Raw genomic sequence first — 15911 nt, forward strand, 5'->3', positions numbered from 1 at the left:
TGCATCAGCCGGCGTTCGCCGCGGCGAACACGTCGCCTGCCGGTTAAGGCGCCGGTCGGCACTGATCGAAAATCGGCAGCTGGATGCCTAGGGCTCAATTCCCCCTCTCGTCAGTTCGTTTTCAGAAACCAAAACCGTGGAAGATTGTTTCGGTCATCTTTCTACAACCCAGTGCGGAGGTGACCGATGAAGCTCTACTACTATGACCATTGTCCTTTCAGTGCCCGAGTGCGCATGGTTTTGAACCTGAAAGGACTCGAAGCCGAGCGTGTGGTGCTGCCAGCCGATGACGAACAGACCATTACTCAACTGATCGGTAAGCATCAGATACCGGTGCTGGTGCGTGACGACGGCACGCCCATGGCTGACAGCATGGACATCGTCAAATATCTGGATGCTCTCGATGGCCAGCCGATCGTCCGTGAACCGAACACGCCTGCGCTGGGCGAGTGGCTGGAGCCTTTCGTGCCGAATCTGCAATACCTCGGCTATCCCCGCTGGACGCAGATCGGCCTCGATGAGTTCGCCAGCCCCTCGGCATATGAACATTTCCGCAGCAAAAAAACCGAAACCGTCGGCGACTTCGACGAGGCGTTGGCCAACACCGAAGCCAAGGCGCGAGAAGTGGATGCACAGCTAAGGCGACTGCCGGACATTGTCGATCTGACGCCGACTCATCAACAGCCGCGCTGGGATGACATCACGCTGTTTCCCATGCTTCGCAGCCTGAGCGTGGTGAAGGCGATTGACTGGCCCGAAGAGGTACGCGCCTACACCGTGACCCAGGCGCAGCGGTGCGGGCTGGACACGTTTTTTGACCGGGCACTCTGACCTGTTCCCTGTGAATGAAATGAGCAGTGCGACACCAGCGATGCCGAGCCCCAGTTTCGCCATCCCCCGTTCGACAGCGTGAAATAGCGATGCGCATGCCAAGCTCCGCAGCCGTGCTGGCCGGACGAGTCGAAAAGGGCCGCTCGGCTGGGTATCCCCAGGGTCAGCGATGCCTGGGTCGGCCGTGTTTTCGCTAATGGCCGGCGCGTTTCATGCACGCCAGGTGTCGGTCATTCACCCGGTTGGCGAACCAGGCGGTGGTCAGATTGCGAGTGATCTTCGGGCTTTCGAGGCGAATTCCGGGCAGCACCGCGCGTGGCAGTGGCTTGCCTGCACGTTTTTCGGCCAGCGCGAACACCCGTTCATACAGGCTGGTTTTCTCGAAGCCGTCGGTGTCGCCGCGCTCCAGCGCGTTGCGAATAGCCGTCTCGCTCATGTCCAGCTTGCTCGCCAGCGAACGCACCGCGCGCTCGGTCTGGCCCGCCTTACTGCTGCCATGAATGATCAGATCACCGTCTAGGGCTAGCTTGATGCCGCTGGCGCGGCTTACCGCGGCCTGAAAGGCAGCGTTACGGCTGGCATACCAACCGGCATTGAAGTCAGCGAAGCGGTACAGCGGCTGGGTGTAGCTGGCCGGGTAGTCGAGCAGGTGAGCGATGCCGAAATACATGCCGCCACGCCGGGTGAAGACTTCGTCGCGGATCGAACCCTTGCGGTCGTAGGGATAGTCCCACCGGCGGTCTTCGGCAAAGGCGATGCTGACCTGCATCGGGCCACCTGTCTTGACCGGGTTGAGCGTGCCGAATAGCTGCTTGCCAAGCGGCATGATGCTGAGAAAGTCATCGAAGATGGCACTCAGCTGTTCTTCGGTGCGCACCGCATTCAGGCGCTCGCTATAGGTCTTGCCGTCAGGCGAGCGGACGTCCAGTGCCGCGTTGACCACAAAGCGCGGCACATGCAGCCGGGACGCGCGGCGATAGATCTCTTCGCGCGCGATCTTCGCCAAGCCTGGCACGGCAGGTGTTGCCTGGAAGGTCGATTCCTGCACGGTGACGGCCAGCACCGAGCAGATGTTTTCGCTGCTTGGTGGGATATCCAGCGCATCGAAGGCGGTGTAGATATCCGTTGCCCAGCCTTGGCGATCCGGGATGTTGCTGGGGATCAGCCGGACGATTTTCGCCCGTACTGCCTCCGGCCGTGGCGCTGGCGTTTCTGTCTGCTGAATACCGCAGCCGGCCAGGCTGAGCAGCAGGGCGCTGGCGATACTGGCAGCTGCGCAGCGAGTACGCGGCAAGGGGCTGGCCCACTGCGATGATGCTGCCGGCGAGGTGTTGCAGGTCATGGAGTGCCGCTGAAAAATATGAAAAATCATGCCGTCCCGATCGTCGTGTACTGTTGGGCTTCGACCATCAAACAGACGAAGCTGCTGCGCAGTCTGCGCGAAAGCCTGACGGCAATCAAAAGCTGGGCCACTGTTGAAACTCGCACGGGGTGTGTTGTCCGAACCCAGACGAGCCCTCTTCTGCGCTATGCGAGTCGGCGCCACGTCTCAATCGAGCACCCCTCTATGAGTGAACAGCATTTCGACATCAGGCGCCTCGAGCGCTACGACAGCACCACATCCGAATACCGGCTCGCGATCATTACCGATGAGGATCATGCCTCCCAGATAGAGCAGGATGATGGCCGGATCGCTTGGCAATCGACCTTGCGGCACGATCGTTTGCATCGGCAGACGGACCCGCAAACCGGCCGGCCGCGATACCGGTTCGAGGATATACCCGAGGCGGAGGGCGGCGAATTTCAGCTGCTCAGCCTGATTGCCGAAGGCGGGAGAGGTGCCGAGTTTTCCGAACTGGTGATGTTCGGCAAGCGCCTGGTGACGTTCGATGACCGTACCGGGCTGGTCTGCGAAATTCGCGACCAGAATCAATTGGTGCCGCGAAACATACTCATGACCGGCAGTGGCGATGAAGCATTCAAGGGCTTCAAGAGCGAGTGGGCGACGCTGTGGAACGATCAGCTCGTCGTAGGCAGTCACGGCAAGTCACCGGCTGAAGAATGGGTGAAGATGCTCGGTCGCAACTATGGCGTGCGCAGCGTTAACTGGGCCGATCGCTACCAGCGCATCCGTGACGCACTCGGCGTTGGCCCGGACGGCTACGTGATCCATGAAGCGGCGGAATGGCATCCGTACCGTCGCGAGTGGTTGTTCTTTCCTCGCAAGATCTCGAGTACGCCCTTCGACCAGGCGATCGACGAGCGCGAGCGCGGCGCCAACCAGTTGATCATTGCCAACGAAGACTTCAGCCAAATCCGTGTGCTGGAAGTGGGCAAGCGCATCCCTAATCGCGGCATTTCTTCGTTCAAGATCCTGCCGGGCCACGCTGACGAATGCATCGGACTGAAGAGTGTCGAGATCGACGGTCGTACCGAAAGCTACCTGTTCTGCTTCAACCTAGACGGTGAGGTCCTGCTGGAAGATATTTTTATCGGCGATTACAAGTGCGAGGGGCTGGAAATCCTTTGATTCGGCGAACTGGACGCTTGCGAGGTTCCGCTTGGACTGTCGAAGCTTGCGCCTCCAAGCGGAACATGGGCGCGCACTAGCTGACTGTGCGACCAGCCAATTTGACGGCGCCCTTGTACTGCGAGGAATGCCCCGCGTTCCGACGACACATGGCGTCGTCGCACTAGGCTGAACAAGGAAGTGATCAGTTCGGCTGTTGCAGGGCGCATTAGCGCAGACTGGTCGACGTCTTCACTGCTCCGTCTGTTTACCGCTGAAGGCGGTGATCGGTTTCTCCGGCTCCTTGTCCAGCCCGCCGGCGAATGACTTCAGACCCTCGATGATCGGCATCAGTGCGGCCCATAACTCGTCGTCATGCAGCATCTTGTAAGCGCCGGTCACGCCCGGCGCTTCGTCGTGCTTGTCGTCCGGCTTGTAGCGCCCAACCGCGCTAAAGGCCGACTGGAAGGCAAACACGATCTTGCAGAACTGCGCCGGTTCGATGCGCGACAGCGCCATGCCGAGAATCGACAGGTTCTGCACGGCGTTGAGCGAGCCTTCCTTGCTCATCCCGTCGACCAGTACCTTGAGCACGCGGTCGTGGGAGCCGGCCAGGTCGTTGGCAAAGCGCAGCACGCCGCGCTGGTGCAGGGTTTCGAGCAGCGTATCGAGTTCTTCGCGCGCGCTGGGGCCGATCGGCGTCGGCGGGACATCGTAGTTCAGTCGTTCAGCCATCAGAATCTCTCCGGATGCGGGGCTTGGGCGGGCGGGGCGACGTAATCATCGCGGTACCACTTCACCTCGACGGGCACACCCTCGTTCGGCGTGCGCTTGGCATGACGGAAGCTGTTCGGCGGCAGCGGCGGCTCGCCTTTTTCGGCCAGCACCTCCAGCTTCACTGCGGTTTCCTTGTAGGCCGGCGTGTTCACGTCCGGGTCATGGTGTTCGCCGGTGAGCAGGTTGAGGCCTGGCTTGCCCTGGTGAATGGGCATGAACAGCGTCTTGCCGGCGACACGGTCGGTCACGGTGGCGCGCACCTCGACCGAGCCGCGCCGCGAGGTCACCCGCACCCAGGTGCCGTCCTCTACGCCGCGCTCGGCGGCCAGCTCGGGACTGACCTCGACGAACCAGTTCGGTGCTTGCGACCAGATACGCGGGCCACGGCCGGTCTGGTTGGTGCTCTGGAACTGTTCGAGCATGCGGCCGTTGTCGAGCATGATGTCGTATTCGTCATCCGCCGCTTCGGCTGGTTCCTTCCACTCCAGTGGGAACAGCACGGCCTTGCCGTCGTCCGTGTGGAAGCGCTCGGTATAGAGCAGCGGCGTGGTGCTGCCGTCGCTCTGCATCGGCCAGAACAGCGATTGCCAGCCTTCCAGTCGTTCGTAGCTGATGCCCTGGAACATAGTGGCGACGCCGGCCACCTCGTCCATGATCTGGCTCGGGTGGGTGTAGCCCCAGTCATGCCCCATGCGCCTGGCGAGATCTGTGAGGATCTGCCAGTCCGGGCGGCTGTTACCCAGCGGTGGCAGCACCTGATAGAAGCGCTGGATGCGTCGCTCGGTGTTGGTGAAGGTGCCGTCCTTTTCCACCGACGGCGCGGCCGGCAGCACCACGTCGGCGAACTCAGCGGTGCGGCTCATGAAAATGTCCTGCACCACCATGAAATCGAGGCTTTCGAAGCCGCTGTGCACGTTCTTGCTGTCGGCATCGGAGAAGGCGGTTTCCTCGCCGATGATGTACATCGCCTTGACCGAGCCCTCGTCAGCGCCCTTGACCATGGTGAAGTTGTCGTTGCCTTTCTCCAGCGACAGCTTCTCTTTCGGTACGCCCCAGGCCTTGGCCCACTTGTCGCGGTTCTTTTCCTCGGTGACCTTCTCGTAGCCGGGGTACATGTTCTTCAGACAGCCGAAGTCGCTGGCGCCCTGCACGTTGTTGTGGCCGCGCATCGGGTAGCCGCCGGTGCCGGGGCGCCCGTAGTTGCCGGTGACCAGCAAGAGGTTGGACAGCGCCGTGCTGGTGTCCGAACCGTGGCTGTGCTGGGTGATGCCCATGGCCCAGAGCAGGCAGACCGATTTCGCCTGGCCGATCAGTTCGGCGGCTTCGATCAGTTTTTCTTTCGCGATACCGGTGATCTCGGCGGCAAACTCCATGGTGAAGGGCGCGAGCGATTTGCGGTATTCCTCAACCTGATTGACCCGCGCGTTGAGGAATTCGCTGTCGGCATAGCCGTGCTCGAACATGTAGCGCGACAGCGCCGAGGCCCAAACCATATCGGTGCTCGAGTTGGGCCGCAGATGCAGATCGGCGCGTTCTGCCATCTCGTGCTTGCGCGGGTCGAACACCACCCACTGCTGCCCGCGGTGTTTCTTTTGCGCCTTCAGCTTGGAGGCGATCACTGGATGGTTCTCGGACAGGTTGCTGCCGACCATTACGATCAGGTCAGCCTTTTCCATGTCCGCAATGGTGCCCGCATCGCCGCCGTAGCCGACGGTGCGGAACAGGCCCTTGGTGGCCGGGTTCTGGCAGTAGCGCGAGGAGTTGTCGACGCTGTTGGTGCCGATGATCGCGCGGGCGATCTTCTGCGTGAGATAGGCTTCCTCATTGCTCGCTTTGCTCGAGCCGATGAAACCGATGGCGTCTGGCCCATGACTGTCGCGGATCTGCATGAGCCGATGCGCGACCAGATCCAAAGCCTCGTCCCAGCTGGCCTCGCGGAATTTGCCGTTCTCGCGGATCAACGGCGTAGTCAGGCGTTTCGGGTCGTTGACGAAATCCCAGGCGAACTTGCCCTTGATGCAGGTGGAGATGCCATTGGCAGGAGCGTCTACCACCGGCTGCACCTTGAGGATGTGCCGGTCGCGGGTCCACATCTCGAACGAGCAGCCGACCCCGCAGTAGGTGCACACGGTCTTGGTGCGTTTGATCTCCGGCTGACGCCAGTGCATGTCCATCTTCGAAATGGCGGTGATGGGCCGCGCGCCGATGGTTTCCTCGAGCTTCTTGACCATGTCGATCATCGGCCGCTTGATGTCCTGCGGCAGCGACGTGAACGGGCCCGCGTCAGGCTGCATGGTCTTTTCCAGCAGCGCGTTGCACGGGCACACCGTGACGCAGTGACCGCAGCTCACGCAGCTGGAGTTGTCGATTGGCTTGCCGCCGTCCCAGAGCACGCGCGGGTGCTCCATGGTGAAGTCGATCGACAGCGTCTCGTTAACCTCGACGTTCTGGCAGGCCTCGACGCAGCGGCCGCAGAGAATGCACTGGTCCGGATCGTAGGTGTAGAAGGGGTTGGAGTGGTCTTTTTCGTAGGGCTTGCGCTTGAATTCGTAGCGCTGAATCGGCGGATTAATCTGCGCATAGGTGTTATGCAGCGTGCAGTCGCCGGTGTTGTGCTCACAGACCGTGCAATAGAGCTCGTGCTTGGCCACCAGCCGGTCCATACCTTCCTCGCGGGCCGCCTTGGCCTCGGCAATCTGGCTGGAGACTTCGAGCCCGTCGCGGGCCTTGAGCGTGCAGCCGCGCACCAGCTCGCCGTCAACCTGCACCCAGCAGACGTCGCAGGTCTGCGGCGAGCCCAGTGCGCGGTGGTAACAGACATGGGGCAGATCGATGTCGTGCTTGGCGAGGAAGTCGATCAGTGGGGTGTCGGCTTCGCCGACAAGAGGGGCACCGTCATAGTGGATCGTGCAGTCGGTCATCAGGCCTCCGGGTTATTTTTTATGCCGAGGCTTAGGAACAGAGCCTCGGGTAGCGCAGTTGATGCCCGAGCCTGCTCCGGTTTCCTAGCGGTGGATGGCTATTAGAGGTGACTGGTCGTCAATGTGATCGTTCAGGAACCGCGACGAGAGGCGTCTGGCCTGCCGAAGCTGGCATCTGCTCGACGATGCCGTCCTGCGCGGCGTTCAAGATCGTCCTTTTCGGCTAACCTGAGCCCTCTTCACAGCAGCCTGTGGCAGCCCCGTCATGCATCAGCCAAACACCACCGGTCGACGCACAATCGCTGGTTCCAGCTTCTGGCGGGACGACTCGTTGCCTTTCATCGAGTCGCGCAGCGTGGCGGATGGACGCCGCGTCTGCTATGCGCGGCATAGCCATGAGACGTTTTCCGTCGGCTTGATCGACAGTGGCGCCAGTACCTACATCAATGGCGATCAACACTGCCGCATCGAGGCGGGCACCTTGGTGCTGATGAATCCTGGTGACGTGCACGCCTGCAACCCGATTCGCAATCAGCCCTGGGCGTACCGCATGCTTTATGTCGATGCCGGCTGGCTGAGCGATTTGCAGGATGAACTCGGCATGGGCGGTTTGGGGTTTCGCTGCTTCGCGCCGATTCTGACGCGTGATTCGGAGCTGCAAGCCGGTTTCAGAAAGTTGCATGCGGCATTGACCGATGACCATGCCGACCCCTTGCACAAGCACAGCACCGCGGTGGAATTCTTCAACGCCATGCATCAGCGCCTGGGGATGCAGAGCACGGCACCGGCGAGCGATCCGAAGCTCAGGCGTGCCGCCGAATTCATTGCCGACAACTACCAGCGCTCCCTCAAGCTGGAAGAAATCTGCTCGATGGCCGGTGTGTCGATATCGAGCCTGATCCGCTCGTTCAGAAAACATTACGGAATGACGCCGCACGCCTATCTGACCAACCGGCGAGTTCAGTTCGCCCGCGCGGAATTGCGCCGTGGCATACCGATCGCCGAGGCGGCCCTGGCCGCGGGTTTTTCGGATCAGGCGCATCTGAGCGCGCCTTCAAACAGCTATTGGCGGCAACGCCTGGGCACTACCGTGACCACCGTCGCGGCTAGCCGGACGTAGTGGAAGGGCTGGCCGGGCATCGCCAGGGCGCCGACACGCTAGAGCGCCAACAGATAGGCCGCGCAGGCAACCAGCAGGGCCGCCATCACCCGGTTGAACAATCGCAGTCGCGCGGCGTTGTTCAGGTAGTGCCGTAGAAAGGTGCCGGCATAGGCCCAACAGGCCAACGAGGCGTAGCAGATAACAAAGTAGATTGCCGCAAAGCGCCACACCGAAGGCGCATCACCGGCGGCCGCGAACAATCCCATGCCGGCCACCGAGGCCAGCCAGGCCTTTGGATTCAACCACTGCATCATTGCGCCGTAGAGCATCGTTGGCTGCAGCGTCGGCTTGCTGGTGTTCAGGCGACCGTCGTCGCTCGCCAGCCGGTAGGCCATGTAGATCAGGAACGCGACGCCGGCCAGCCGGATCGATTCGGTCAACCAGGGCCATCGTCCCAAGAGCTCGCTCAGCCCGAGACCGATCAGCAACAGCAGCAGGGTAAAGCCGATGGTGGCGCCGCTGACATGGCGCATGGCCGCGCGCAGGCCGAACTGGGCGCCACTGCTCAGCGCCACGATGTTGACCGGGCCGGGTGAGATGGACGAGGCCAGCGCAAAGGCCGCCATGGAGAGGAACAGGCTCATCGAAACTCCTAATTTCACGCACGGATGACAGCGCGAAGATAGGAGAGGGCGTTGCTCCGGTATTGAACGAAATGCGCGTCGTAACGGTTTACCAGCGCAGCAGTCGCGGCCCCAACAGGGCGCCGATGACGGTGGGTACCAGCATGCCCAGCACATACCAGACCGCCCAGAAGGCCACGCTCATCTCCGGGCAATGCAGGCTGTAGATCAACGTCGCCAACGAGCCGGCCAACAGGCCGCTCGCCGCCCCGGCCAGGCGCAGCCGGGTCGGCGCCAGGCCTCGCATGGCCCAGAACACCGTGACGAATGCAGGTATGGAAAGCACGGCGATATTGATCGGACAAGTTCGCCAGGTATTGCCGAGCACCATCGCCCAGCGGCTATCGGCCGATACGCTGAGCAGCACACCGGCGGCGGCCAGCCACGGCAGCCACCGGCAGGCCGATCCCCGCCCAGCTGCCACCGACGCGCACGCCGGGACGAGCCAGGCGGCTACTCATCAGCAAGGCGCCGCCAAGCAGTGAAGCCGGTAGCGCCAATTTCCCCCAGAACAGCGGCGTGGCGGCCACTTCGGCGAGGTCCGGGCGCACGCCGAAGAGCGTCAGCAATACCATCAGTGCGAGAAACAGGCCGATCAATACGGCGAGACTGAAGCGCTTGGCGACGACCCGGCGTTCGACGGGCGGCACGTTGCTGGCAAGCATTGAGATCAGGTCATCGGTTTTCATCGGGAACCTCTAATCAGGGCGGCGAGCGCCTTCAAACCGCGGTGCACGCCGACCTTGACGGCCGATACGGACAAGCCCGTCAGTGTGGCGGTTTCGCTCACCGAGAGCCCCTGCAGCTTCACGTAAAGAATCGGCAACCGCTGTTTATCTGGCAACTGCTCCAGCAGCCGGGTCAAATCGCGCTGTGCCTGGTCGGCCTGGTGGTCTTCGCCTGCAAGCAGCATCACGTCATCGTCCAGCGGGTCGTTCAGTGCCTCGCTCCGTGCATGGGCGCGGAAATAGTCCATCAGCTTGTAACGCGCGATGGCCTGTACCCAGGCGGTCAGCGGCTGGTCTGCGCGATACGTGTGACGCGCGTTGTGCACCGCCAGCAAGGCTTCCTGCAGCAGATCTTCAATATCTTCCGAGTGCAGCCGGCGCCTGAGAAAGCTGCGCAGATGCGCACCGAGTAACGTCAGGAACTGCCGATAAGACGCCTCGTCACCCTCCAGCCCTCGCAACAGCAGCGCTTGCAGGCGGATCTCGCGCGCCCTCAATGCCTCATGGTGGGTAGTTCGTTCCATCGGGCGCTCTGGTTACAAGAGAAGGGAGATTTAATCGCCGCAATTTTTGCTGGGGACAACGAGCCATCAGTTGATGGCGTCGCTACGGTAGGGCGGGCCGAAGGAAATCTCAAAAATATTTTTCCACCCTGTAACCGTTACCCCGCACCTTACGAATTATCGATTGAGTGGCCAGCAAACCCGCTGGTCGCATCTGCGAACCAAATGGAGAACCACATGAACACTCTCGCTCTTACCGCTGCTGCCTTAGCGCTCGCATCCCTTGCTGCAGGCGCCACGGCGGCCGAAAAAACCGAAGGCGCCATGGAAAAATGCTATGGCGTCTCACCCGCGGGTCAGAACGATTGCAAAGCGGGCGCCGGCACAAGCTGCGCAGGCACCTCGAAAATGGACTACCAGGGCAACGCGTGGAAGAACGTTCCGGCTGGCACCTGCACCTCGATCGAGACGCCCAAGGGTATGGGCTCGCTGACGCCTATCGAATCGTGATCGCCTAGGCTGCCGATGATCATGTCAGCTCAATTGGGTGCCGGCCTCAGTCTCAAGCCGGAGTACTACGAGGCGGCGCAGGCATGTACCGCCTCCGGGCTCTGGTTCGAAGTGCATCCGGAGAACTACATGCTCAGCGGCGGCCCTCGTCTGGCTTGGCTGGAGGCGGTCGGGGAGCGGCATCCGCTATCGCTGCACGGCGTTTCGCTGTCGCTGGCAGCGGACTGTCCGCCGGACGAGCTTCACCTGCAACGCCTCAAAAGCCTGGTCGAGCGGGTTCGGCCAGCCCTTGTTTCGGAGCACCTTGCCTGGTCCGCCTGGCGGGGTCAGTACCATCCCGATCTGTTGCCGTTTCCTCGCACGGGCGCCGCGCTTGTGAGGATCGTCGATAACATCCAGCGCACCCAGGATTTTCTCGGCCGGCAGATCGGCGTGGAGAATCCCAGCCATTACCTGCGCATCGAGGGGCACGAGTGGGACGAGATCGACTTCCTCGCCGAGCTGGCCAGGCGCAGTGGCTGCGGCCTGCTGCTGGACATCAACAACGTATACGTCAGCGCGCATAACCTCGATTTCGATGCGTCTGCGTATGTCGATCAATTCCCCGCTCAAGCCGTGCTGGAGGTGCATCTGGCCGGACACAGCCAGGATCCGCAAAGCGATTCCGGTTTACTGATCGATTCCCACGACGCACCGATCACCGGGACGGTATGGGCGTTGTATCAGCGATTGATCGAACGAATCGGCGCGAGGCCCACGCTGATCGAACGTGATGATCAACTGCCGGCTTTTACCGACCTGCTGGACGAACGCAAATGCGCGCAGCGCTTGCTCGATCGGCAGAGGAGGGTGGGATGAGCATCTCGCTGGGACAGTTTCAGGATGCGTTCGTCGATGCCCTGCAAGATGCAGAGCCGACCGCGCGCGACGAAGCGGATGGCTTGATCGCGGCTCTCGCCGCTCAGCCAGGCTTCGCGGTCTATCGCAACACGGCGATTAAAGGCTGCGTGGACGCGTTACGGGCCAACTTCCCGACGGTCGAACAACTGGTCGGCGCTGAATGGTTTTCCGCCGCGGCGGCCCGCTATGTGCGGCGTTCGCCTCCGGTACTGGCGCAGCTGATCGAATATGGCGCCGGCTTCGCAGACTTTCTGCAGGCCTGCGAGCCTGCACGAGAGCTGCCCTATCTGGCCGGCGTGGCGCGCCTCGACCGGCTTTGGATCGAAGCCTTCAGCGCGGCGGAACAGGCACCGTTGACACTGTCCGCATTCGCCGCGCAGGCGCCGGACAAGCTCGCCGAACTGCACCTCAGGCCATGCGCAGCAGCACGCTGGCAGTGGTTTGCATTGCCGGTGTTCACCATCTGGAGCTGCAACCGAGAACAGCGGGACGTGCCTCGATCACTGGTCTGGCAGGGTGAAGGCGGGGTGCTGTGCCGTCGGGATGGACGCGTTGTCTGGCAGCCGTTGGGGGCCGGCGGTTGCGCGTTTCTCGACGCATGCGCGGCGCAACGCAGACTGGACGAAGCGTCGACCCTGGCGCTGCAAGCCCAACCCGATCTGGACTTCAACGACCTGCTGGCACGCCTGTTCGAGGCCGGCGTATTTGCCGCTGACCCCAGCGACACGACGAACAACCGAGGCGATTGATATGGACACGCCACACAGCACCTCAAGCAATGCTCAACCGCGGCTGTTTCAACCCTGGAATCGGACCGCTGCCTGGCTGCAGGCCGTGATCAGCGATTCCACATTGACGCTGCTCGCTCGCCTGGCGATTGCCGCGGTGTTCTTCTATTCCGGTCGGACCAAAGTCAGCGGCATGCTGACCATCAAACCGGGCACCTACGACCTGTTCGAGACCGAGTATGCCTTGCCGCTGGTTTCGCCCCACCTGGCGGCACACCTGGCAACCTACGCCGAGCATCTGTTTCCGCTGCTACTGGTGCTGGGCCTGCTGGCGCGGCTATCGGCGCTGGCGCTGTTGGGAATGACGCTGGTGATTCAGGTGTTCGTCTATCCGGATGCCTGGCCGACTCACTTGACCTGGGTCGGCCTGATGCTGATCGTGATCGGTCGCGGTGCAGGCTGGTGGTCGCTGGACCGACTGCTGGGGATTCGCTGAGCGGTCCGCGAGAACGGGTGATTCGGATAAAACTCGGCGGGCTGGTTGCAGTCCAAGGCCTGTCCGCGCATTGGAGGCGTCGCGCCGTTGCCGCGCAACCACCACCAGGAGACCCGATGGCCACTATCGACCTGCTGATCAGCGATTGCGATGGCGTGATCGTCGACAGCGAAATCATCAGCCACCGCGTGTTGTTCGAGGCCTTGAGCCTGCATGTACCTGCGGACCGGCTGGGCGAAGCCCTTGAAGGGACCTTCGGCCTGACGGTGCCGAGCATCATCGACCTCATCGAGAAGCGCTTCGACCTGAAGATGCCGTCGACATTTGACGAAGACTTGCGGCGGGAAAGCGAGAAGGTGGTAGCTGAGGAAGTCCAGGCGATCAAAGGCGTACGTGATGCGCTGTATGCCGTCGATCTTCCCTTGGCCGTTGCGTCCAATAGCCGTCTGCACAACGTCGAGGCTTCGCTGCGTCGCGCCGGGCTGACCGAGCGCGTCGCGGGAAATATCTTCTGCGCGGAAATGGTGGCCTCGCCCAAACCGGCTCCGGATGTCTATCTGCTGGCCGCCGAGCGTATGGGCGTGGCGCCTGGGCACTGTCTGGTGGTCGAAGACAGTCCGACCGGCGTACTGGCGGCGCGCACAGCTGGCATGCAGGTAATCGGTTTCACTGGCGCCAGCCACATTCCGGCCGGCCACGATCAGGCGCTGCGTGAGCTGGGCGTATCGGCAGTCATCAGCGATATGCGCGACTTGCCGGCGACGGTTGCTCGTTTCCTAGCGCAGTGAAGTGCCTGATCGCAGCAGCTAAACAGCGACAAACCTATTCGACCGTGCGCAACGGCCGCCGCCCGATCTTGTCTGTACTGAAACCTGTGGATTGCGAGTAACAGATGGTCGAGCGCTGGAAGTGGTTTCTCATCCGCATTAGCAAGCGGCCCTGGTTCAGGGCCAGTCTGTTTTCCGTCCTGGGTGTAGCGACCGCGCTGGTAGCCCTGGCGGTGGCGCCCTATATTCCCGACGAGGTCCCGACCAAGATCGGTTCGGATGCGGTCGATAACATCCTCAACGTACTGGCTTCGAGCATGCTCGCGGTGACCACCTTTTCGTTGAGCATCATGGTCGCAGCCTACGGTTCGGCGACCAGTAACGTCACTCCTCGGGCCATTTCGCTGCTGGTGGAAGACTCCACCACGCAAAACACCCTGTCGACCTTCATCGGTTCGTTCATCTTCAGCCTGGTCGGTATCATTGCGCTGAGCACGGGACTTTATGGTGCGCAAGGGCGGGTGGTGCTGTTTGCGGCGACAATCATCGTGGTCGTTCTGGTGGTTTACGCGCTGTTGCGCTGGATCGATCAGCTGTCAGGGCTGGGCAGGGTCGCGGAGACCACCGCCAGGGTCGAACGCGCCGCGACGCGCGCCTTGTGTCAACGCATGGATCAACCTTACCTCGGCGGCTGCCCGCTTGAAGTGGACCCCAGGGGATTGCCAGGTGCGCGTCCCGTGTACGCCGACAAGGTCGGCTTCGTGCAACACATCGATATGCCTGCTTTCGGTGACTTGACCCAGTCGGCACATAGCTCGGTCTATATCTGCGTGTTGCCCGGCGTTTTCGTAGAGCCCACCCAGCCGATCGCATGGTCCATCGGTATCGATGAGGAGTGTGACGGCGCGCTGCGCAACGCCTTCGTCATCGGTGCGCAACGAACCTTCGAGCGCGACCCGCGTTTCGGCATAACCGTAATGGCTGAAATCGCCTCCCGCGCCTTGTCCCCCGGGATTAACGACCAGGGCACCGCCATCGATGTCATCGGTCGCGGTGTTCGCGTGCTATCGCACCTGTGCCGGCATGCATCACCCGAGAACCCGAAGTTCGAGCGAGTGTTTGCCCCTGCATTGGGCGTGGCGGACATGCTCAACGATTTTTTCACACCGATCGCCCGCGACGGCGCGGCGATAGTCGAAGTAGGGATATGCCTGCAACAGGCGCTGGCTTCGCTGGGGCGCCTTGGCGACGCGGCACTCATGGTCGCCGCGCATCGGCAGGCTGAGCTGGCGCTCAACCGTGCTGAAACAGCACTGACATTGCCGGACGATTGGGCGCGTGTACGAGACGCTGCAGCTCATGCCGGTCTGACCGATCCCGCGCTCTAGCGGGTCGTGGAAACTGCCTACAGTGCCTATACAGCGTAAAAACGGCCTCGGTTGCGAGTAGGGGCAAAAATTACAGTAGTAAGCTCCGCTTTTCGGTCGTTCGCCTCTTTCGCCATCTTCGCCTAATTTTTTCGACGGCCTGCCAGAGCTTGTGGCGTGGCTGTCCGGCGGGTTTCGGCCCAAAAGGGGTCATTGCGCATCATCACATTTAGAGTCGACTCAATGCAGCGGCTCGTGCTCGGCATTAGCTGGGCACTCTGTTGGCCTCACTTACCAAGCATGCCGCGAATTGCAGGTGGCTTCTCTGTGGAAGGCGAGCCCTTACCTCAGCATGAGTTTGCCATCGATATCCTTCAGCTGATGCTTCAACGCGGCCAAAGCACGCTCCACAAAATCGTCAGTGAAACGGCTGCGCAACCCTGAAACCGAAAGCGCCCCCGCCAGGCCGCCGTTAACTGCTCGAACAGGGATTGCTATTGCCGCTACATCCGGCGCTCGCTCGCCCTTCGATATGTAAAAGCCATTTTTACGGATGGCATCAAAGGGCTCGCCAGACTCATCGGAAAAAGCCAGCAGTATGCGTCCGCTGGCGCCGCGGTTTAGGGCCATACGCGCACCTTCTTCGAGATGGTGGCGGATCTCCTGGCGGGAGTTAGCACGGAATAGACACACCCGCTCGGCACCCTCGCGAACATAAAAAGAAGCGGTCTCTTCAGTTTCGTCTACTAAACGCTGCAGCACGGGGCGAACCAATGACGCATTGTCACGCTGGGACAGCAACGCCAGCCGACTAAGAGCCGGACCAAGGCAATATTCTCCTCTATCGTCCCGGCTTAAATAACCAAAGTGCTCGAGTGAACCACTCAGACGCAGGATGGTGCTCTTGTACATGCCCGTCAGCTCCGCGAGCTCGCGCAAGCTCAAACTCGGCTTGCCGCTGCTGAAGGCCTCTAGGAGAGAGATCGCTCGATCCACGGCCTCGACACGGTTTTTCGTCATTTTCTACTCCATAGCGCGGGGGCCATCGTCGCGCGGGGCGGCGATTGTAAACCAGGCCAATCATACAAC

14 protein-coding genes and 2 pseudogenes are annotated in these 15911 nt (G+C 61.6%); 9 read left to right on the forward strand and 7 right to left on the reverse strand.

Annotated features, from left to right (window positions below; genetic code table 11):
* Positions 1–186: 186 nt before the first annotated feature.
* On the forward strand, positions 187–831 hold the full coding sequence (gene grxB, locus CH92_RS09225) for a glutaredoxin 2 (RefSeq protein ID WP_025241491.1): 645 nt from the start codon (positions 187–189) through the stop codon (positions 829–831).
* 193 nt (positions 832–1024) lie between these two features.
* On the opposite strand, the gene CH92_RS09230 is transcribed toward grxB, so the two are convergent.
* Complete coding sequence (locus CH92_RS09230; RefSeq protein WP_038623369.1) at positions 1025–2095, reverse strand: DUF1615 family protein; 1071 nt, start codon at positions 2093–2095, stop codon at positions 1025–1027.
* Positions 2096–2398: 303 nt separating this feature from the next.
* On the opposite strand from CH92_RS09230, the gene CH92_RS09235 reads away from it, so the two are divergent.
* Positions 2399–3361, forward strand: coding sequence for a hypothetical protein (locus CH92_RS09235; RefSeq protein ID WP_025241493.1), 963 nt, complete (start codon positions 2399–2401; stop codon positions 3359–3361).
* Between the two features lie 231 nt (positions 3362–3592).
* Here CH92_RS09235 and CH92_RS09240 read toward each other — a convergent pair whose 3' ends face one another.
* Positions 3593–4075 (reverse strand): DUF1641 domain-containing protein, encoded by a 483-nt coding sequence (locus CH92_RS09240; RefSeq protein WP_025241494.1) that lies wholly within the window; start codon positions 4073–4075, stop codon positions 3593–3595.
* The gene (fdhF, locus tag CH92_RS09245; RefSeq protein ID WP_025241495.1) at positions 4075–7038 is read right to left on the reverse strand and encodes a formate dehydrogenase subunit alpha; all 2964 of its coding nucleotides are present in this window, start codon (positions 7036–7038) and stop codon (positions 4075–4077) included. Before fdhF ends, CH92_RS09240 begins: the two co-directional genes overlap by 1 nt.
* A 265-nt stretch (positions 7039–7303) precedes the next feature.
* Here fdhF and CH92_RS09250 point away from each other — a divergent pair.
* A pseudogene (locus CH92_RS09250) lies at positions 7304–8148 on the forward strand (AraC family ligand binding domain-containing protein).
* Between the two features lie 48 nt (positions 8149–8196).
* Here the strand turns inward: CH92_RS09250 and CH92_RS09255 are convergent.
* The 3 genes and pseudogenes from CH92_RS09255 to CH92_RS09265 form a co-directional block, all read right to left on the reverse strand.
* Positions 8197–8784 (reverse strand): LysE family translocator, encoded by a 588-nt coding sequence (locus CH92_RS09255; protein WP_025241496.1) that lies wholly within the window; start codon positions 8782–8784, stop codon positions 8197–8199.
* An 88-nt stretch (positions 8785–8872) separates the two neighbouring features.
* Positions 8873–9512: pseudogene (locus CH92_RS09260) on the reverse strand (DUF1109 domain-containing protein).
* The gene (locus CH92_RS09265; RefSeq protein WP_025241497.1) at positions 9509–10075 is read right to left on the reverse strand and encodes a sigma-70 family RNA polymerase sigma factor; all 567 of its coding nucleotides are present in this window, start codon (positions 10073–10075) and stop codon (positions 9509–9511) included. Before CH92_RS09265 ends, CH92_RS09260 begins: the two are co-directional and overlap by 4 nt.
* A 216-nt stretch (positions 10076–10291) precedes the next feature.
* Between CH92_RS09265 and CH92_RS09270 the strand changes: the two genes are divergently transcribed.
* From CH92_RS09270 to CH92_RS09295, 6 genes are all read left to right on the forward strand, one after another.
* Entirely contained in the window at positions 10292–10564 is a 273-nt protein-coding gene (locus CH92_RS09270; protein ID WP_025241498.1) for a DUF2282 domain-containing protein, read from the forward strand.
* 15 nt (positions 10565–10579) lie between these two features.
* The gene (locus tag CH92_RS09275; RefSeq protein ID WP_025241499.1) at positions 10580–11422 is read left to right on the forward strand and encodes a DUF692 domain-containing protein; all 843 of its coding nucleotides are present in this window, start codon (positions 10580–10582) and stop codon (positions 11420–11422) included.
* Positions 11419–12213, forward strand: coding sequence for a DNA-binding domain-containing protein (locus CH92_RS09280; RefSeq protein WP_025241500.1), 795 nt, complete (start codon positions 11419–11421; stop codon positions 12211–12213). Before CH92_RS09275 ends, CH92_RS09280 begins: the two co-directional genes overlap by 4 nt.
* Before the next feature lies 1 nt (position 12214).
* On the forward strand, positions 12215–12688 hold the full coding sequence (locus tag CH92_RS09285; RefSeq protein WP_025241501.1) for a DoxX family protein: 474 nt from the start codon (positions 12215–12217) through the stop codon (positions 12686–12688).
* A gap of 116 nt (positions 12689–12804) precedes the next feature.
* Positions 12805–13476, forward strand: a complete 672-nt coding sequence (locus CH92_RS09290) for an HAD family hydrolase (protein ID WP_025241502.1) — start codon at positions 12805–12807, stop codon at positions 13474–13476.
* Between the two features lie 104 nt (positions 13477–13580).
* A complete protein-coding gene (locus CH92_RS09295) occupies positions 13581–14843 on the forward strand; it encodes a DUF2254 domain-containing protein (protein ID WP_025241503.1) in 1263 nt (420 codons plus the stop codon).
* Between the two features lie 321 nt (positions 14844–15164).
* Here CH92_RS09295 and CH92_RS09300 read toward each other — a convergent pair whose 3' ends face one another.
* The gene (locus CH92_RS09300) at positions 15165–15842 is read right to left on the reverse strand and encodes an IclR family transcriptional regulator (RefSeq protein WP_025241504.1); all 678 of its coding nucleotides are present in this window, start codon (positions 15840–15842) and stop codon (positions 15165–15167) included.
* Between the last annotated feature and the right edge of the window lie 69 nt (positions 15843–15911).

The organism is Stutzerimonas stutzeri, from assembly GCF_000590475.1.
Classification (GTDB): domain Bacteria; phylum Pseudomonadota; class Gammaproteobacteria; order Pseudomonadales; family Pseudomonadaceae; genus Stutzerimonas; species Stutzerimonas stutzeri_D.